Here is an 18,117-nt window from a genome sequence, read left to right as displayed (position 1 = left end):
GACGAAGACGATTTTATTGCTGGGATTGTGGTGAACGTCGTTGGTAGATGAGAGTGGTTAGTATTGTTTTTTTTGTATTTTCTTTATTAACTGCATTGCTGTTGCTGTTGCTGTTGCTGTTGCTGTGTGTTGCTGTTGCTGTTGCTGTTGCTGTTGCTGTTGCTGTTGCTGTTGCTGTTGTGCCTTTTTCACCGCCTCAAGGTTGGCTTGCGCTTGAGTAAGATCCGGCTGCTTGGTTAACGCTTGCTGATACGCCGAGATCGCGTCGTCAAACTGGCCGTTTTTGGCTAATGCATTACCAAGGTTATACAGCGCCGCTGTACTGTCTGAACTGGAAAACCACTGCGCGGCTTGGGCGTAGTCACCCGCTTCATAAGCGGCTGCGCCTTTCCATAGTGGGTCGCTAAACGTTTGTTGTGCGGCTTGATACTCTCCTGCATCAAACTGCACTTTGCCTTGTTGATCGGGCGTTAAAAAAGGCGAGGCGCTGGCGTTTGGTGTGTGGGCAAGCGGCAGTGCGATGAGCAGCATCCAAAATACGCCTTTACGAAACAGCAGCAAACTTAAGCCGAGAATCAGGGGCATCAGCCAAAAACCACCGTTAACACGAGAGAGACCGCTCTCTTGTTGACGGCTTTCCACCTGCTGCCACAACCCAGGTTGATTGCTGAGCGCGGCAAGCTGTTCGATGTCGCGGTTATCGTGTTGCACGGGGAGAAAAATCCCGCCAGTTTGCGCGGCGAGCTTGGCCATATTGGCCAGATTCGATTGCGCGACGATCGGTTGACCTTGAGCATTGGTCAGCAGTGAGCCGTTTGGCAGACGCACAGGCGCGCCCGCAGGTGTGCCAACCGTCAACACAGAGACGCGCACAGAGTGTCCCTGCAGTAGCGCCAGCGCCTGTTGTAACTCGCTGTCGTCGACATCATCACCGATCAGCACGATGTCGCCGCCACGGCCCGAATCCGCTTGCAATTGAGTGAGCGCCAATCGCAATGCGCTGGCTAAGTTTGAGCCTTGAAACGGCATCAGCTCTGGCGACAAGTTTTCCACCAAATTGGCTAGCGTTTTACTGTCGCTGGTCAAAGGGCTGAGCAAATACGCATCGGCGGCGTAAGCGACTAAGGCGGTGCTGCCTTCTTGCCATTTGGGCAGCAGATCGAGCGCTTTGTATTTGGCTTGCTGCAAACGGCTGGGCGAGATGTCATCGGCGTACATCGAGCGCGACATATCCATCAGCAACACGCGGTTGTGGGCGAGGTCAAAGCTCGGTAACGGGTTCTTTTGCCAACTGGGTGATGCCAGTGCCACGATAGTGAGAGTCCAAGCCAGCAACCAAAGCCAGAGTGTTGAGGTTCGCTGCATGGTGTTGTCTTTGAGTAGGTGCGCGGCAATTGGGCCTGTGCGCCACTTTTTCCGGCTGGCTTGGATCAAGATCGCCACGGGGATAACGATAAGCGCAAACAGCCATTGTGGATGAAGAAAAATCAAATCAGACACGGTTGCTCCTAAAAACAAACAGCAATAAGGACAGCAAGAATGCGATGGCTAACGGATAGATGAACCACTCTGATTGCGGACGCCAGATCTGCACATCGCTGGTGACCGGTTCGAGTTGGTTGATGGCGTCGTAGATGCCCGCCAGCTCTTTGGCATCGCGCGCGCGAAAATATTGCCCGCCGGTCATTTCAGCCATCTGCGTTAAGGTCTTTTCATCCAGATCGGCGGCGGTGTTGACTTTGCGCGTCATGAAAAACTGCTTCACCATCATTTCACCTGCGCCAACGCCGACGGTGTAGATCTTAATTTGATGACGTTGCGCGATTTCAGCGGCTTCTAATGGCGAGAGGGTACCCGCGGTGTTGCTGCCATCGCTGAGTAAAATAATGGTGCGTTGTGGCGCTTTGCTGTCAATAAACGTTTTGCTCGCTAAGCCAACGCCATCGCCGATGGCGGTTTTTTGCCCCACTAGGCCGATCACTGTCTGGTTGAGCTGCGCGGCTACCGTTTGGCGGTCAGCGGTTAACGGCGTTTGCAGATAGGCATGGTCGGCGAACAGTACAAGGCCGAGTCGGTCGCCTTGGCGCTGCTCGATAAACTGTGTCACCACTTTTTTAACTGCGCTCAGACGGTCGATATATTGACCGTCATCCTGCATGTCTTCCTCTTGCATCGAGCCGGATAAGTCGACCACCAACATCAGATCGCGATATTCAGGCTGGAACTCAATCGGCTCACCAAACCAAACCGGACGCGCCGCCGCGCACAGCAGGCATAGCCAAATCAGGAGTGTGGTAGCTTTTGTGGCTCGCCCTTGTTTTGCCTGATTTGCGGCACTTGTCGGCAGATAAGCGAAACGCACAGCGTGTTCGGTTTTTGCTTCAGGCAGCAACTTGTAAAGAATGAGCGGCAGTGGCAACAACACAAACATCCACCACCAAACAAAACTCAATCCTTGTAGCTCAGCCACGTTTACCTCGCTTAGGCGGCAGTGCCCGTTCAACCCAAATTTTACAGTCGTTGATAAGCTCAGCGTCAAGTTCGCTGCGTTTGCTCTGATATAAGGCCGCTTGCCACTGGTTCATTTTGTTGCAAAAGCGCGCTTCGCCGAGTTGTAAATCGAGAAACTGATACCATTTTTCTCCATGTAGCGACGCGATGGTCTCGCGCGGGAAATAGCACAACGCGGCTTGGCGCAGCAGTTCAATCGCCGAAGAGGGGGTATGTGCCACGATCGGCTTTTCAAAGAGTTTCAGTGCAGTGCGCTTGGCACGCAGCCTGTGGGTACGCCAACGGAGATAAAGCGCGATACACAGCAATGTGGTGACCACGGCGGCAAGTATCGCCCACCAACCCCAAGCAAGTGGAAACCAAGAGGGAGCGGCAGGAAGAAGAATAGGCTGCAAGGCTAAAGTATCAGTTTGGGTTGTCATTATTGTTCTGCAATTTGATTGATGAGAGGTTTAGCGCAAGAGAGCGTGCTAAACGGAATTCCATGACGATAACTTAACAGACGAAGCTGCTGCTGATGCTGTTCAAAGCTATTTTTTAAGTCCATTTTTTGTTGCTTACAACCAAAATTAAACCAGCGTGAGGTTTGCCCGTCGGTCAGCTTCAACTGGCCTCGATAATCGGTTTCACCGTACTCCAGCGGGTCATACAGTTGCACCAATCGCACGCTATGATGCTGTTTCAGCGTCGCGATCTGTTCAAGTGCCGATGGGGCAAAGCGCACAAAATCGCTGATAAAAATGATCTCACTGCCTTTGGCCGACATCCGTTGCAGTCGCGGTATCACTGCGGCTCTATCGAGATGACTAGGGCTATCTGCAACGATACGATTGTGAGCGTTTAGGATGGCGTTAAGTATCGTCAGCCCACCTTTGACCAGACTGGTTGGTTTAAACTCCAGCAGCTCTGATCCCGTATCGATGAGCGCGCCAATCCTATCTTTCTTACTGAGCGTGGTCCATATCAAAACGGCGGCGAGATGGGCCGCTTGAACCGATTTATACAGATATTGAGAACCGAACAGCATATCTGGCCCCAAATCGAGATAAATCAGCACCGATTGCTGTTTGTCTTCGCTGAATAACTTGGTGTGCGGCTTACCGGTTCTGGCGGTGACGCGCCAGTCAATACTGCGAATGTCATCACCTGCCTGATACTTGCGTACCTCTTCAAAATCCATTCCCCGACCGCGCTGGCGGCTGCTGTTCATCCCGCCAAGCACGGACCAAAGTGAGCGTGCCGGAGGCAGCCAGCGTATCGATTGGCTTTTGTAGTACAAAAGCTCTTCCAGCGACAAAGTAACCCCGTTGCTGTGCGGTGGCAGCGCAAACTGAGCCATAAGTTACACGCTGCCAACCAGAGTGAGGAGTTTGTCAATCACCTGATTGGCGGTGACACCTTCTGCCTGCGCTTGATAGCTCAGCATGATTCGGTGGCGCAGCACAGGGTATGCCATGGCTTGAATGTCGGCAGGTGTGACGTAATCGCGGCCACTGAGCCAAGCGTGTGCACGAGCGCACCGGTCCAGCGCGATGGTGGCTCTTGGACTGACGCCCATGCTGATCCAGCCCGCCAGCTCATCACTGTACTGCTGAGGAGCACGGGTTGCCATCACCAAGCGCACCAGATAACGCTCCAAGGTTTCAGCCATGTGCACGTTGAGCACGGCTTGGCGCGCCGCAAAGATCTCAGGCTGTGTTACGCGTGGTTTGTCCACCGCCTTTTCGCCTTTGGCTTCCCCCCGGTTGATGCGCAAAATGGCAAGCTCATTCTCTTCATCCGGGAAATCGACCTCAAGATGCAAGAGAAAACGGTCCAATTGCGCTTCTGGCAGGGAATAAGTGCCTTCCTGTTCAATCGGGTTTTGCGTCGCCATCACCAAAAAAAGATCCGGAAGCGGATAGGTATGGCGCCCTGCGGTCACTTGGCCCTCGGCCATCGCTTCCAGCATTGCGGCTTGCACTTTAGCGGGCGCGCGGTTGATTTCATCGGCGAGGATCAAGCTATTAAAAATCGGGCCTGCTTGGAAAGTGAAATCGCCCGTTTCCGGGCGAAAAATGTCGGTTCCGGTCAAATCGGCAGGTAAAAGGTCAGGAGTGAACTGAATGCGGTGAAAATCACCTTCGATACAATCGGCTAGGCTTTTGACCGCGCGAGTTTTGGCCAGCCCCGGAGGCCCTTCGACCAGAATGTGTCCGTCGGCGAGAAGTGCGATAAGCAGTTGTTTGACTAATTCATGCTGGCCAACGACTTGGCCCTCAAGATAGTTTTTTAATCCTTCAAAATGAGCGTATTGCATGGTTACTTACATCAATTGAGTTTTTGTCTTTGTTCACAAAAAGTAAAAAAAGTTCCGTTATTTTTCGTTGATTGTTATGGGGGGCTGAGCAAGTGATCTCAAGAGGTGATCAACAGATTGAGGTAAAAAGTCGCGCAGTGACGTTTTTTCTCCAGTTTTTGCTGACTTAGCCGATATATTTTCCGTTCATGAGAATGTAATAGACTATTCTTTAAAAGTATTTGCCAGTCTAAGCGCATTGTGCGCAGGCACCACACGAAAGTGATTCTAATTAAAGGTCCAAATATGATGAATCTTCACTCAGTGAGCATTAAACAAAAAGTTGTCATCGGGATAACTTTTGCTGTCCTTGCTTCCACCATTTTACTGGGCGTCATGGCGCAGAAACAATCAAGAGACGTTATCAGCCATCGTTTGGTTGATATCGAACTGCCCTTGATCTTGAACCAGATTAACCTGCAAGTTGACAAGGATGTGTCTCAGTTGCTCTCTGCGGCAGAGCAGTTGGCAAAAAATGAGTTTGTGCGTGAAAGTGTGCGCGAAACGGCAGACCCGCAAGGTCAGAGCAAGCTGATTAAGCAACTGAATAACGTTAAAGAGCAGTATCAGCTCAACGATGCGTCAGTGGCAAACCGCCAGACGGCGTATTACTGGAACCAAAATGGCTTCCTACGCCAGCTCAATCAGTCGCAAGATGGCTGGTTTTTTGGTTTTACCAACTCGGGTAAACAGACCATGGTGAGCATTTTTACCGAAGTCAATGGCGATGTGAAAATGTTTGCCAACTACCAACATCTGAGTGGCTTTACCATGTCCGGCGTGTCTAAATCCATGGATGACATGGTAGACAAGCTGAACGGTTTCCAAATCGAAGACAGCGGCTACGTGTTTCTGGTGGATAGCGCGGGTAAAATCCAAATTCACCGCGATAAGCAGGCTGTTGGTAAACCGCTCTCTTCGTACATTGACTCCAGCTCAGCCTCACTGCTCAACAAAGGCAAACCGACCGTGTTGCAGATAGAGATAGGTGGTCAAGAGGTGTTTGTTTCCAGTGCCTACGTGCCATCGATGGACTGGTTTGTGGTCGGCGTTGTACCCGTCGATGAGGTGTTTGTGGAGCTCAACGCGGCAGCAACGCAAATGATGATTACCACTGTTGTAGTGGCGATTGTCTTCATTCTCATGGGCGTGTTTTTGGCCAACAGCATTACCAAACCGATTCAGCAAATTGCGCTGCGTTTTACCGATTTGGGTAAAGGCGAGGGCGACCTTTCTCAACGGATTGAAGTTAAGGGGCAAGATGAAATCGCTCAGCTTTCATCGGGTTTCAATGGCTTCATTGAGAAAATCCACGCCACCATGAAAGAAGTAGCGTCGACCAGTATGTCGCTCAGTGAAGCGGCGGAGAGTGTCTCTTCGAAAGCATCCACCACCCACAACAACAGCCAAGAGCAAAGAGATCAAACCATTCAAGTAGTAACCGCGATTAACGAGATGGGCGCAACCATCAGTGAGATTGCGTCTAACGCGGCAACCGCAGCGGATACCGCCAACCAAGCGTCAGACAATACTAAACTGGGGCGTGAAGTGGTGTCTAAAGCGAAGAACGTCATTGCCCGCTTAGCGGATGATGTGGAAGCAACCAGCCAAGTGGTGACGCAACTGGCAACCACAACCAGAGACATTGGCTCGATTTTGGATGTAATTCGTGATATCTCCGACCAAACCAACTTGTTGGCACTGAACGCAGCAATTGAAGCGGCGCGTGCAGGGGAGCAAGGACGTGGTTTTGCGGTGGTGGCGGATGAAGTGCGTAATCTCGCCAGTCGCACTGCGTCGTCAACTGAAGAGATCCAGAAAATGATCAATCAGTTGCAAAGCGATGCCAAAGACGCTGTGACCGCGATGGAAGCGGGTAAAACCGTGACCTTTGAAGGGGTGGAAGCGACCGATGAAGCGGTGCATGTGCTGGTGAGTATCTCTGAGCGCATTGCAGATATCTCCGATCGTAACACTCAAGTAGCGACTGCGACGGAAGAGCAATCGACGGTGGTGCATACCATCAACCAAAATATCGAAGAGATTAACGCCATCAATGAAGTGACAACCAGCACAGCTGAAGAGCTTGCCGAGGCCAGTCGTGACCTTCGCTTGTTGTCGCAACGCCTCGATTCCATGGTAGGTAGCTTCAAACTGTAGAGTCGGGTAGAATTCCGCTTAGTTTCGATGTTTTAGGTAAGAACCATGACGGATTTTGAAAAAGAGCTGCAAGCAATGTCTGCGGAAGTGGCACAAGAGCCAGAAGTAAAACTGCCTTCTCTAGAGGAGCAACAAGCGATTGTTGCCGAGCTAAAAAAGTTGGAAGCGGAAGGTAAACTGACTCCGGAAGTATTAGAGCAGTATTTCGGTCAGTTTGCAGCGAAAGGTGACGCACCGATCCACTAAGCTCACCATTCAGTGAAGCATGAATAGACGAAAGGGAAGCACGGCTTCCCTTTTTGTTTGCTTGAAAGTCTGGGCGCTGCTGTTGAGCGGACGCGCTGTCATATTCCATCGTGCCAATAAAAACGCCTTCCACAAGGAAGGCGTTGATTTTACAACTTGAATGCGTAGCGAATGGGGCGAAATTAACGCTCGACGCCTTTTTCATTAAATAGACGTGTGCATGCACGGCCATCGCTGTGGAACAAATGGCAACGGTGCGCTGGGATACCAATTTCCAAGCGATCACCCGCTTCCACATCAAGCGTATCAGGTTGACGATAAATCACGTCCGCATCCGCGCTTTCCAAGTTGAGGTAAGCTTGCGTTTCGTTACCCAGCTTTTCGACGATCATCACTTCACCATCGATGACCGCATCCCCCTCTTTTGCCGACACTAAATGCTCAGGACGTACGCCTAGAGACATGCGATCGCCTTTATTCACCGTTGTGCCGTCAACAGGGATCCAGAACGAGGTGCCGTTCGATAATTTGACTTTCACCTGTTTCGTCTCAACCTCTTCAATCATCACGCTCATGAAGTTCATTTTTGGTGAACCGATAAAGCCCGCAACAAAACGGTTTTGTGGGTAATGGTAAAGTTCAAGCGGCTTACCCACTTGCGCAACGAAACCGCCATCCAGCACGACTATCTTATCTGCCATGGTCATCGCTTCCACTTGGTCGTGGGTAACGTAAATCATGGTGCAGCCAAGTTGGCGCTGAAGCTTAGTGATCTGCGCACGCATCTGAACACGCAGTGCCGCATCAAGGTTTGAAAGCGGTTCATCGAGTAGGAATACGTTCGGCTGAGAAACCAGAGTACGGCCAATAGCGACACGTTGGCGCTGACCGCCCGATAGGGATTTCGGTAAGCGTTCTAGTAAGTGGCCCAGTTGAAGGATTTCAGCCGCTTGTTCAACGCGTTTGTCGATCTCTTTCTTGTCTGCTTTTGCCAGTTTGAGGCCAAAAGACATGTTGTCATACAGATTCAAGTGAGGGTAGAGCGCGTAAGACTGGAAAACCATGCCAACGCCACGTTTAGATGGCTCAACATCGTTCATTCGTTTATCACCGATGTAAAGATCGCCGGAGGTGATGTCTTCCAGCCCGGCGATACAACGCAATAGGGTGGATTTACCGCAGCCTGACGGTCCGACGAAAACGACGAACTCGCCCTCGTGGATCTCTAAGTCGACGTTTTTAGAAATCATTACGTCGCCATACGCTTTACAAACATTTTTTAACGTGACACTCGCCATTTAGCTCGTCCTCGATCAATTTTTTATAATTCACTGCCCATCATTATATGAATTATGGAAGCGGACAGTAGCAGTAGGAATAGGTAAGCAGGGACATGGTAAGAAAATAGGGTAGCACTTTAACCATTTTCAGATTGAAAGTGCTACCCGCGATAGCCAAATACGGGTTTTTCTCCCCCACATTATTAAGATGCCTCCCCCGTGAATAATTACCACTAACATCTTAATGTATGCTATTTCACCCGCATGGCAATGCTAAAACCAGCGAAAAATGGGTCTAATCAGACTCGGCTGGAAAGGGTTCTTACCATCCACTCTTGGATGAGTGAAGTTTCTTCGATTCTGAGCAAGCCGACATCCTCCTGTCACAATTTATTGTAGGGGGAGTAGTCAGGGAGGAGCGATAAACTTGGCTGCCAGCGCAGAGTGGTCAAACATCACAATAATCAATGCTGCAAATATGAATTCGATCACATCAAGTAACCATTTTGTGATTTAGGTCGCGGTACGGTAACGATGCAGATCACGAAAATGCGCCATAATATCGAGGGCGTAGAGGATAGGAGGATGAGTCATAGAGGTATTTTTCAGATGATACATGTCGAAATACGGCTCACCCTCTGTGGAGTGGCCCTACATCAAAATATAAAAAGGATACGAACATGAAAAATGCTCTAAGCGCTGTAGCACTAGGTACTCTTGTTGCACTGGGTTCTTTTGGTGCGAATGCTGCCATCGAAGAAGGACAACTGACAATTTGGATCAACGGTGACAAAGGCTACAACGGCCTTGCGGAAGTTGGTAAGAAATTTGAAGCGGAAACGGGCATTAAAGTGACCGTCGCACACCCAGACGGCCTGCAGGATAAGTTCCCACAAACGGCAGCGACTGGCGATGGTCCTGATATCGTATTTTGGGCGCACGACCGTTTTGGCGGTTATGCAGAAGCGGGTCTTCTGGTTGAAATCAAACCTTCGCAAAAAATCAAAGAAGGCATCGTTGATTTCGCATGGGATGCAGTGAAATACGACGGCAAACTGATTGGTTACCCAGTGGCGGTTGAAGCATTGTCGCTTATCTACAACAAAGATTTGGTGCCAAACCCACCTAAGAGCTGGGAAGAAGTCGAAGCGCTGGACGCGAAACTGAAAAAACAAGGCAAATCAGCCATCATGTGGAACCTAAAAGAACCGTACTTCACTTGGCCGCTGATGGCTGCTGATGGCGGTTACGCGTTCAAGTACACCTCTGAAGGTTACGATGTGAAAGACGCAGGCATCGCAAAAGATGGCGTGAAAGATGCGATGAAGTTCGTCAAATCACTGGTTGAGAAAGGCGTTATCTCTGCGGATATGGATTACTCAGTGTCTGAATCTGCGTTTAACCAAGGTAAAACAGCCATGACCATCAACGGTCCTTGGTCTTGGGGTAACGTTGAGAAATCGGGCATCAACTACGGTGTCACCACTTTGCCGAAATTCAACGGCCAGTCCTCTAAACCGTTCGTTGGCGTTCTGACCGCTGGTATCTCAACTGCATCGCCAAACAAAGACCTAGCGGTTGAGTTTATCGAAAACTACCTGCTAACCAACGATGGTCTACGTATGGTGAACAACGATAAACCACTAGGTGCGGTTGCGCTGAACTCTTTCCAACGTGAACTGGATGCAGATGCTCGTATCGCTGCGACCATGGACAACGCAATGAACGGCGAAATCATGCCAAACATCCCTCAGATGAGTGCATTCTGGGGCGCGGCGAAGAACTCTATCGTCAACGTCGTTGATGGTCGTCAAACTGTGGATGCAGCACTGGCTGACGCAGAAAAACAAATGACTAAATAAATGCTCTTTTGAGGAGGGGGTAACTCCTCCTCACTTTTCTCTCTTTTATGTTTTTATATCGCTAGCAGGTTTCCTATGCAGTCAGTTCAAGGTACAGATGCTATGACAGCTCCAGCAACCAGTGTGCCGGGCAGTAAAAAAGTGCTTATCAAGTGGGCACTTCTTGGCACCATCGGCATTCTTAACGGATACGCAACAATTCTGATGTATTCCCGAGGTGAGGTTGCGTTCGCAATACTCACTATCATTCTTACTGCGTTAGCATTGTATATTTTTGGTAGTAAAAAGACGTACGCACACCGCTACATTTATCCAGGTATCGCCGGAATGATTTTGTTCATTCTTTTCCCGTTGGCGTATACCGTCGGTCTCGCGTTTACCAACTACAGTGCTAAAAATCAACTCTCTTTGGACCGCGCGCAAACCGTTTTACTCGATCGCACCTTCCAAAGCGGTGAAAGTTATCCATTCACCCTATACAAAACCGATGCAGGTTATCGCATTGTGATTAAAGATGGTGACGTGTCACTTTCAACGGACGATTTCGCGATGGGCGCTGCGCCTTCTGAACTGAGTCTGACGCCAGTGGAAAGGACGATTGGCGAAGTTGAGCCGATCAAAACCATCGTGAGTAATCGTAGCGCACTGAACAGTATTGAACTACATCTCCCTGGCGGTGAAGAGATCCGCATGAGTGGTCTGCGCAAGTTTGCTGGGGTTGTGCCGCTGTACACCATGCAAGCCGATGGTGAGACACTGAAAAACAACCAAACGGGCGAGCTGCTTAAACCGAATATGGATGTTGGTTTCTACCAAGCGATCAACGAGCAAGGCGAGTTTGTTGGCAGTACCGTTTCTCCGGGCTTTGTAGTGCAAATCGGCACCGATAACTTTGAGCGTGTATGGAAAGACGATGGCATTAAAGAACCTTTCATCAGCATCTTTATCTGGACCGTGGTTTTCTCAATTCTGACCGTCGTTCTGACTCTGATGATTGGCCTAGTCTTGGCTAGCGTGGTGCAGTGGGAAGAGCTGAAAGGTCGTGCAATTTATCGCGTTCTGCTCATTCTGCCTTACGCTGTACCTGCGTTTATCTCCATCTTGATCTTTAAAGGTTTGTTTAACCAAAGCTTTGGTGAGATCAACATGGTACTGAACGCGCTGTTCGGTATCAGCCCAAGTTGGTTCTCAGATCCGATCATGGCGAAAAGCATGGTGTTAATCGTCAACACTTGGCTTGGCTTCCCTTACATGATGATCCTGTGTATGGGCCTACTTAAAGCGATTCCTGAAGATCTCTACGAAGCGTCTGCGATTGACGGGGCGAACTTTGTGCATAACTTCACTCGCGTAACATTGCCACTGATGATCAAACCGTTAACGCCACTGCTGATTGCCAGCTTCGCGTTTAACTTCAACAACTTTGTGATGATTCAGCTATTGACCTCTGGTGGCCCGAACATGATCGGTACTTCAGAACCTGCAGGTTACACTGACCTCTTGGTTAGCTACACCTACCGCATCGCGTTTGAAGGCGGCGGCGGTCAAGACTTCGGTTTGGCGAGTGCCATCGCAACGTTGATTTTCTTACTGGTTGGCGCATTAGCACTGCTTAACTTGCGTTTCACTAAGCTATCTCAGAACTAAGGAGCAGTAAAAATGGCAATGGTACAAGGTAACTCTCTTAAATACCGTGTCTGGGCGACGCATATTGCTCTGTGGGTTTTCCTCTCAATGATTATCTTCCCACTGTTGATGATCGTCGCGATCTCATTCCGTGAGGGTAACTTTGCAACAGGCAGCTTGATCCCAGATAACCCATCACTGGAGCACTGGAAATTGGCACTCGGCTTTGCCGTGACCAACGCGGATGGTAGTGTTACGCCTCCGCCATTCCCAGTACTTACTTGGCTATGGAACTCGGTGAAAGTAGCAGGCATCACATCGGTGCTGATTGTGACCCTCTCTACCACATCGGCTTATGCGTTTGCGCGTCTGCGCTTTAAAGGTAAAGACACCATCCTAAAAGCGATGATGATTTTCCAAATGTTCCCAGCGGTGTTGGCTCTGGTAGCACTTTATGCTCTGTTCGACAAACTAGGTCAGTACATTCCTTTCCTTGGTCTGAATACGCACGGCGGTTTGATATTCTCTTACTTAGGCGGGATTGCGTTGCATGTTTGGACGATCAAAGGATACTTTGAAACCATTGATAACTCGCTGGAAGAAGCGGCGGCGTTAGATGGTGCGACACCTTGGCAAGCATTCCGTTTGGTGCTTCTGCCGTTGTCTGTGCCAATCCTTGCGGTGGTGTTTATTCTGTCGTTTATCGGTGTAGTAGGTGAAGTTCCTGTGGCATCATTACTGCTTTCTGATGTAAACTCGTACACATTAGCGGTTGGAATGCAGCAGTACTTATACCCACAGAACTACTTATGGGGCGACTTTGCCGCTGCTGCTGTGTTGTCTGCACTGCCAATCACGATCGTTTTCTTACTCGCACAGCGCTGGCTGGTTGGTGGTTTAACTGCCGGTGGTGTGAAAGGTTAATCGCTAAGGCATTAACTGGAAAGTATAAGAATAAGAGCGACCGTAACAGGTCGCTCATTTATTTGTTCTTTGTCTACACTCTTGGTTTGGCCGCCGATCAGTAGCAAAGGCATTTCTGGCGTTACGCATAGCTGGCTGTTAGCTTTGTTCCTTACGCTTAAAAACTAACAGTTTTTGTAACCGGATGCCTGAGTCTAGACTCAGGCTTTTTTATATCTGTAAATTATGTTTCAGACGTGAGAAGACTACCCATTTAGCGAGACTTCGCCCAGATACATGCGTACCTGATGCGTATCAGTTCACAAAAATAACCGCTAGCCTGAAAGGAAGGGAAAAGAAGGGCTAAAACTCTCGGCTGGAAGGGGCGCAGCCTAAGTATTGCAGCAAGGTATAAAGGCTTTCTTGTTGCAGAGCGACTTTGCGAAACAGATCGGCAAACGTAGAGTCGCCGCCAAAGCAAGTGCGAATGTAGTGGTTGATCTCATCATTGTTATAACCTTCCACATACATGGTTCGAACCCACTGGTATTCGACGGATTTTAGATTGGAAAGGGTAGTTTCACTCAGTGTCGTTTCCTGAAGTTTCAATTGATGAGCCTGTGCTGGTCGTTGGAATATTGCGATTAGAGCAAAGATGAATGAAGAATTGATGACAGATTGGTTTCAGGATGATGTAACAAGAGCAGTGTACTCGTAGTAGTTGGGAGCAGGCTCTGCACGACAGAGGCGCGCAGAGCTTACGGAATACGTTATTTGAGATATTTAACGTGTGCTTCCATCTCTTCACCGATCTCTTTGCGCATGTTCATCAACCTAATCGCAGATTGTTCCAGCGCTTTGTCTTCATCGGTTTCTGGCACCCACTTTTGAATAGGCGTCGGTACCCCTTCTTCGTCGACGGCAACCATGATCACAATACAGTGAGTGGTTAAGCGATTTTTCAGATCTTTAGGATCGCTGGCTTGCACGTCGATGGCAATGTGCATTGACGTTGTGCCGGTGTAGATCACTTTTGCGCTGACTTCGACCAGATTGCCGACGTGGATCGGGGCCACAAAACGAATTCCCCCGGCGTAGGCTGTAATGCAATACTTACCACTCCAAGCGGCAGAACAGGCGTAAGCGGCCAAATCGATCCATTTCATGACGGCGCCGCCGTGGACTTTGCCACCGAAGTTGACGTCGCCCGGTTCAGCGAGAAAACGAAGAGTAATATTGCGTTGACCACGACTCATAGAGCAATCCTTTGTTGGCAAAATACCAGACACTAGATAACAAAGATGTTACTTATTGGCAATCAGTTTAACTTGTGTGGCGCAAAAGAGTGATTTTTGGGCTAAGAGATACTGGCAGTGGAGACTTCTGCCGACCCGGGGATACTTTTTTTACGCCGTTTCATCTGCGACAGAATGACGCCGCTGACCACCATCACCCCCCCCGTGAAATGGTAGATATAGATCTGTTCATCCAACAAGGTGGTCGCCAATGTGACGGAAACCACCGGAAGCAGATTCATAAACATCGCACTAGAGTCAGCTCCGATGGTGTCGATGGCTTTGACCCACATCCAAGGTGCGAGAATCGACGCTGCAACGCCAGCGTACAAAATCAGCGGGAACGCAGCGGGTGACGGTTGCAACTGTTCACTGGTCAGCCAAAGCGGCGTGAGCATGGCCACGGCAAACAGGCCTTGCATGTAAATCAGTGTCCAGTTGGACATCGGCATTTTCCAGCGCTTGAGCAGCACGCAATAGGCAGCGTAGACGATAGCGGCAAGTACCATCAAACCATCTCCCGGTGTGATCGGTTGGTGGAAAAAGTAGCTTGGGTCGCCTTCGCCGAGCATCAGCGCTAAGCCTGCCAGCGAGACGACTCCGCCAACCAGACTCAGTGGTGAAATCTTTTTGCCAAGCAAGGGCAAACTCAAAAATACGCTCAGCAGCGGCACCAGCGAGGTAATGAGGGACATATTCGATGCCGATGTGGTGAGCCCGGCGTAGTAACCGAGCGACTGATTGAGCACCATCCCTAACATTGCCAGAAACGTCAGTTTAGTGAGGTGAGGCTTGATGGTCGCCCACTGGCGAATGACTCCCGGCAGACAAAATGGCGTTAAAATCACCATCGCCACAAACCAGCGGTAGAAGCTCATCGCACTGGGTTCGATGGTGGAAGCAGCGAGTTTATTGACAATCGAATTGCCACCCCAGATGAATACTGTGAATAACGGAAGAAGATACACCATGAGATCCTGCTCGCACTATGTAAGTTGAAATAGAGTTTGGCAGGTCTGTATAATTATATGTATCTCCAATCAGACATTGCGCGTGACAGGAAGACAAGTTTGAAAAAAAAGACGCGAAACCTTCATCCTTCTTTATCGATAGAGCGGGCACCATCCGACGTATTCATGAATTTTGAGGCGTTTCTGTCCAATACCGAGACGCGTGCGCACAGTCATCCGTGGGGGCAAGTGCAACTGATCAGTGGCGGCATTCTGGAAATGGAAGCGCAAGGTACCCGTTTTCTTGCGCCGCCGCATTTGGCTATTTGGGTGCCTCCGGCCGTGACACACAAGAGTTACAATCGCCGCCCGCTTGAATACTGCTCAATGAATATCTCCAGCAGTTTGACTGAGCAATTTCCCGCCAAAACCAGTTTGATCAAGATTACGCCCATTGTGTCGGCGATCATTGAAGATTTTCGCGCTCGTGATATCAGTGTGGCGCAAAGTGATGCCGACAAACGTTTAGTGCAGGTATTGCTCGATCAGCTTGCGACGCAAAAAACCGAACACCACTTTTTGCCCTCGTCGAACAATAAATATCTGGCGCCTGTGCTGGCGCACGTGGAGGAAAATCCGACCGACAACACGCCGCTTTCTGCTTGGGCAGAGCGCGTACACACCACAGAGCGCACACTCGCGCGGCATTGTCAGAGTGAATTAGGGATGAGTTTTACCGAGTGGCGGCTGCGTGTGCGTTACCTCTACTCGATGGAACTGTTGCGCAAAGGGCAAACGGTAAAAGAGGTGGCGCTGACACTGGGTTACAATCAGGCGAGCCCATTCATTTCGATGTTTAAAAAATACTCCGGGCTAACCCCGGAGCAGTATAAAAGCCGTTTGCTGTAACCAAGCGGAGTTTGAATCTAAAGCGTGCTGATCACGTAATCCAAACCGCCGACAATCGCTGCCACTTGTGCGTCGTTGCACTCTTGGGCGGTGACTTTAGGGCTGTCAGGATAGACTTCCGTGGTGGTGCCAAAACGGCATTGCGTGATGCCGCCGCAAAGCCCCAGTTTCGCCATTGGGTAGTTGATCACGCCATGTTGCACCACGCTAGAGCCAATGATCTCGCCATTTTCATCCGCTGGCGCAATGTGCGTCACTTTCGCCACGCAAGCAATGACCGCTGCTTGAAATTCTGGCTGCGGATTTTCGCTGTCGCCGACGGTGTAAAAACCATCCGGAATGTTGCCGGGTTCAAATTCTTGGCCATCACGTGCTGCTAGCGCTGGGCGAAATTCGCTTTCGTCGCTGTCGGTTGTTTCATGCAGATCGAAATGCACCAGCACGTCGCTTAACTGTGCGACCAAACTGAGCAAATGAGCGGATTCTTCCGCTGGGCTGTTTGGATAGAAAGAGCGATTCGGATCGAGTGCGTTGGGGTTCCAACGGTTGATCACTTCATAGCCCCAAGGGCTGACACAAGGTGCACACACCAGATTGAAGTGAGATTCATAGCGTTTGCCCTCGGTTGCCATAAACTGCAAAGCGCCATGCACACCGCTTGTCTCATAGCCGTGTACACCCCCGGTAATCAGTACCGTTGGCTTTGTTTTGTCCCAACGTTTGCTCTTGAGGCAAAACAGCGGATAACGCGCGGGATCGTAAGAGAGCGCGCCATATTGCGCGATGTCAAACTGCTCGGCCAAGGCTTGAATCTTTGGCACCACTTCACTTTGGTATTCACGTTGAATGTGAGTTTGAGCTCGCCAAGCCAGGCGCTCCTCTTCTCCCCATTTTTGTCCCGGTGTTCCGATTGGGTAAGTTTGTCTTGTTTGCATGGCATTCCCTTTAGGCGTACCTGTGGATGAAGAGCCAAGGGTAGATCGACTCTAAGCTGAAAACAACCGCGTCGAAGATGTTGCATAGCGCGCAGAATAATCGCTTTGCAAGAGTCGAGGCCGCTGTTACATTTTGAAATACAGTAATTTATACAACGAGACAATAAAATGGCAGGGGCGAGTTTATTAACCTTATTGGATGACATTGCATCCGTGTTGGATGATGTGGCCGTCATGTCTAAAGTGGCAGCGAAGAAGACCGCAGGTGTGCTAGGGGATGATTTGGCTCTCAATGCCCAGCAAGTGTCGGGGGTGAGCGCAGAGCGGGAAATTCCCGTTGTCTGGGCGGTTGCCAAGGGCTCGTTTAGAAACAAATGTATCCTAGTGCCCGCAGCGCTACTGATCAGCGCTTTCGTCCCTTGGTTAATCATGCCGCTGCTTCTGCTCGGTGGCCTGTTTCTCTGCTTTGAAGGCGCGGAGAAAATCCTTGAAAAGTGGCATCACGCCGAACCATCGGAAGATAAGGAGAGCGGAACTGAGCAAGCGATTACCGACATTGCAGCTTATGAAAAACAGAAAATTGCAGGGGCGGTACGAACCGATTTTATCCTCTCGGCGGAAATTATCGTGATAGCACTGGGGACAGTGCAAGGCCAAACTACCACCGCGCAAATATTAGTGGTGAGTTTGATCGCTTTTGTCATGACCATCGGTGTCTATGGCCTTGTTGCAGCGATTGTCAAACTCGATGATCTTGGCTTTTATCTCGAACGCCGCTCGCACGGCAAGGGAATTGGTAATACGCTGGGTCAGGGCTTGATTCGCTTTGCACCTAAGCTGATGAAAGGGTTAACAATAGTGGGAACTGCCGCCATGTTCCTCGTCGGTGGAGGCATCGTGGTGCACAACGTTCCGGCTATTCATCACTTGATTGAACCCGTGTTAATGAATTTCTCGGCATACACCTTGGCCAATGCGCTGCTCCCGGTGCTACTTAACGGTATGATTGGGGTGCTCGCGGGGCTACTCGTGGTGGCGATTGTCACTTGTGTACAAAAGGCTCGCGCTAAGTTCGCTTGATAATCAGCCAGTTTGTTATCCA

At 50.0% G+C, this 18,117-nt stretch carries 17 protein-coding genes; 7 read left to right on the top strand and 10 right to left on the bottom strand.

The features are described 5' to 3' along the window. Nucleotides 1-57: 57 nt before the first annotated feature. Genes UF06_RS26845 through UF06_RS10785 form a run of 5 tightly spaced genes read right to left on the bottom strand, consistent with a single transcriptional unit; the run spans nt 58 to nt 4,810 of the window. Nucleotides 58-1,500: a VWA domain-containing protein gene (locus UF06_RS26845; RefSeq protein WP_052702549.1), complete on the bottom strand. Its 1,443-nt coding sequence runs from the start codon at nt 1,498-1,500 to the stop codon at nt 58-60. Continuing rightward, the gene (locus tag UF06_RS10800) at nt 1,493-2,431 is read right to left on the bottom strand and encodes a VWA domain-containing protein (protein WP_045570465.1); all 939 of its coding nucleotides are present in this window, start codon (nt 2,429-2,431) and stop codon (nt 1,493-1,495) included. The genes UF06_RS26845 and UF06_RS10800 overlap by 8 nt, the downstream gene beginning before the upstream one ends. Before the next feature lie 31 nt (nt 2,432-2,462). Further along, nucleotides 2,463-2,933: a DUF4381 domain-containing protein gene (locus UF06_RS10795; RefSeq protein ID WP_045570464.1), complete on the bottom strand. Its 471-nt coding sequence runs from the start codon at nt 2,931-2,933 to the stop codon at nt 2,463-2,465. Then, nucleotides 2,933-3,850: a DUF58 domain-containing protein gene (locus tag UF06_RS10790; RefSeq protein ID WP_045570463.1), complete on the bottom strand. Its 918-nt coding sequence runs from the start codon at nt 3,848-3,850 to the stop codon at nt 2,933-2,935. The genes UF06_RS10795 and UF06_RS10790 overlap by 1 nt, the downstream gene beginning before the upstream one ends. Nucleotides 3,851-3,853: 3 nt before the next feature. Beyond that, complete coding sequence (locus UF06_RS10785; protein WP_045570462.1) at nt 3,854-4,810, bottom strand: MoxR family ATPase; 957 nt, start codon at nt 4,808-4,810, stop codon at nt 3,854-3,856. 285 nt (nt 4,811-5,095) lie between these two features. On the opposite strand from UF06_RS10785, the gene UF06_RS10780 reads away from it, so the two are divergent. Both UF06_RS10780 and UF06_RS10775 read left to right on the top strand, forming a co-directional pair. Next, entirely contained in the window at nt 5,096-7,009 is a 1,914-nt protein-coding gene (locus UF06_RS10780) for a methyl-accepting chemotaxis protein (protein ID WP_045570461.1), read from the top strand. Between the two features lie 45 nt (nt 7,010-7,054). Further along, the gene (locus UF06_RS10775) at nt 7,055-7,255 is read left to right on the top strand and encodes a restriction endonuclease subunit S (protein ID WP_039428004.1); all 201 of its coding nucleotides are present in this window, start codon (nt 7,055-7,057) and stop codon (nt 7,253-7,255) included. 182 nt (nt 7,256-7,437) lie between these two features. Here UF06_RS10775 and malK read toward each other — a convergent pair whose 3' ends face one another. Next, on the bottom strand, nt 7,438-8,553 hold the full coding sequence (malK, locus tag UF06_RS10770; RefSeq protein ID WP_045570460.1) for a maltose/maltodextrin ABC transporter ATP-binding protein MalK: 1,116 nt from the start codon (nt 8,551-8,553) through the stop codon (nt 7,438-7,440). A 662-nt stretch (nt 8,554-9,215) separates the two neighbouring features. Between malK and malE the strand changes: the two genes are divergently transcribed. From malE to malG, 3 genes are all read left to right on the top strand, one after another. Further along, nucleotides 9,216-10,397, top strand: a complete 1,182-nt coding sequence (gene malE, locus UF06_RS10765; protein WP_045570459.1) for a maltose/maltodextrin ABC transporter substrate-binding protein MalE — start codon at nt 9,216-9,218, stop codon at nt 10,395-10,397. A 75-nt stretch (nt 10,398-10,472) separates the two neighbouring features. Beyond that, the gene (gene malF, locus UF06_RS10760) at nt 10,473-12,044 is read left to right on the top strand and encodes a maltose ABC transporter permease MalF (protein ID WP_045570458.1); all 1,572 of its coding nucleotides are present in this window, start codon (nt 10,473-10,475) and stop codon (nt 12,042-12,044) included. 12 nt (nt 12,045-12,056) lie between these two features. Then, nucleotides 12,057-12,947: a maltose ABC transporter permease MalG gene (malG, locus tag UF06_RS10755; protein ID WP_045570457.1), complete on the top strand. Its 891-nt coding sequence runs from the start codon at nt 12,057-12,059 to the stop codon at nt 12,945-12,947. A 342-nt stretch (nt 12,948-13,289) separates the two neighbouring features. Here the strand turns inward: malG and UF06_RS10750 are convergent, their stop codons facing one another. From UF06_RS10750 to UF06_RS10740, 3 genes are all read right to left on the bottom strand, one after another. Beyond that, on the bottom strand, nt 13,290-13,535 hold the full coding sequence (locus UF06_RS10750; protein WP_039427993.1) for a hypothetical protein: 246 nt from the start codon (nt 13,533-13,535) through the stop codon (nt 13,290-13,292). Nucleotides 13,536-13,696: 161 nt separating this feature from the next. Further along, nucleotides 13,697-14,182 (bottom strand): acyl-CoA thioesterase, encoded by a 486-nt coding sequence (locus tag UF06_RS10745; RefSeq protein WP_045570456.1) that lies wholly within the window; start codon nt 14,180-14,182, stop codon nt 13,697-13,699. Nucleotides 14,183-14,283: 101 nt separating this feature from the next. Continuing rightward, entirely contained in the window at nt 14,284-15,192 is a 909-nt protein-coding gene (locus UF06_RS10740; RefSeq protein WP_045570455.1) for a DMT family transporter, read from the bottom strand. A 99-nt stretch (nt 15,193-15,291) separates the two neighbouring features. Here UF06_RS10740 and UF06_RS10735 point away from each other — a divergent pair, with 99 nt between their 5' ends. Then, nucleotides 15,292-16,080, top strand: coding sequence for a helix-turn-helix transcriptional regulator (locus UF06_RS10735; protein WP_045570472.1), 789 nt, complete (start codon nt 15,292-15,294; stop codon nt 16,078-16,080). Between the two features lie 17 nt (nt 16,081-16,097). On the opposite strand, the gene UF06_RS10730 is transcribed toward UF06_RS10735, so the two are convergent. Further along, a complete protein-coding gene (locus tag UF06_RS10730) occupies nt 16,098-17,015 on the bottom strand; it encodes a M14 family metallocarboxypeptidase (RefSeq protein WP_045570454.1) in 918 nt (305 codons plus the stop codon). A 168-nt stretch (nt 17,016-17,183) separates the two neighbouring features. On the opposite strand from UF06_RS10730, the gene UF06_RS10725 reads away from it, so the two are divergent. After that, a complete protein-coding gene (locus tag UF06_RS10725) occupies nt 17,184-18,095 on the top strand; it encodes a DUF808 domain-containing protein (RefSeq protein WP_045570453.1) in 912 nt (303 codons plus the stop codon). The last annotated feature ends 22 nt before the right edge of the window (nt 18,096-18,117 follow it).

Source organism: Vibrio sp. S234-5, assembly GCF_000960595.1.
Lineage (GTDB): Bacteria > Pseudomonadota > Gammaproteobacteria > Enterobacterales > Vibrionaceae > Vibrio.
The sequence above is the reverse complement of the archived record's forward strand: the minus strand, read 5'-3'. Positions and strand labels throughout refer to the sequence as shown.

Coding starts and splice junctions, on each gene's coding strand:
- UF06_RS10800 (WP_045570465.1), bottom strand. CDS start 2,431: ATGTTTGTGTTGTTGCCACTGCCGCTCATTCTTTACAAGTTGCTGCCT.
- UF06_RS10795 (WP_045570464.1), bottom strand. CDS start 2,933: ATGACAACCCAAACTGATACTTTAGCCTTGCAGCCTATTCTTCTTCCT.
- UF06_RS10790 (WP_045570463.1), bottom strand. CDS start 3,850: ATGGCTCAGTTTGCGCTGCCACCGCACAGCAACGGGGTTACTTTGTCG.
- UF06_RS10785 (WP_045570462.1), bottom strand. CDS start 4,810: ATGCAATACGCTCATTTTGAAGGATTAAAAAACTATCTTGAGGGCCAA.
- UF06_RS10780 (WP_045570461.1), top strand. CDS start 5,096: ATGATGAATCTTCACTCAGTGAGCATTAAACAAAAAGTTGTCATCGGG.
- UF06_RS10775 (WP_039428004.1), top strand. CDS start 7,055: ATGACGGATTTTGAAAAAGAGCTGCAAGCAATGTCTGCGGAAGTGGCA.
- malK (WP_045570460.1), bottom strand. CDS start 8,553: ATGGCGAGTGTCACGTTAAAAAATGTTTGTAAAGCGTATGGCGACGTA.
- malE (WP_045570459.1), top strand. CDS start 9,216: ATGAAAAATGCTCTAAGCGCTGTAGCACTAGGTACTCTTGTTGCACTG.
- malF (WP_045570458.1), top strand. CDS start 10,473: ATGCAGTCAGTTCAAGGTACAGATGCTATGACAGCTCCAGCAACCAGT.
- malG (WP_045570457.1), top strand. CDS start 12,057: ATGGCAATGGTACAAGGTAACTCTCTTAAATACCGTGTCTGGGCGACG.
- UF06_RS10745 (WP_045570456.1), bottom strand. CDS start 14,182: ATGAGTCGTGGTCAACGCAATATTACTCTTCGTTTTCTCGCTGAACCG.
- UF06_RS10740 (WP_045570455.1), bottom strand. CDS start 15,192: ATGGTGTATCTTCTTCCGTTATTCACAGTATTCATCTGGGGTGGCAAT.
- UF06_RS10730 (WP_045570454.1), bottom strand. CDS start 17,015: ATGCAAACAAGACAAACTTACCCAATCGGAACACCGGGACAAAAATGG.
- UF06_RS10725 (WP_045570453.1), top strand. CDS start 17,184: ATGGCAGGGGCGAGTTTATTAACCTTATTGGATGACATTGCATCCGTG.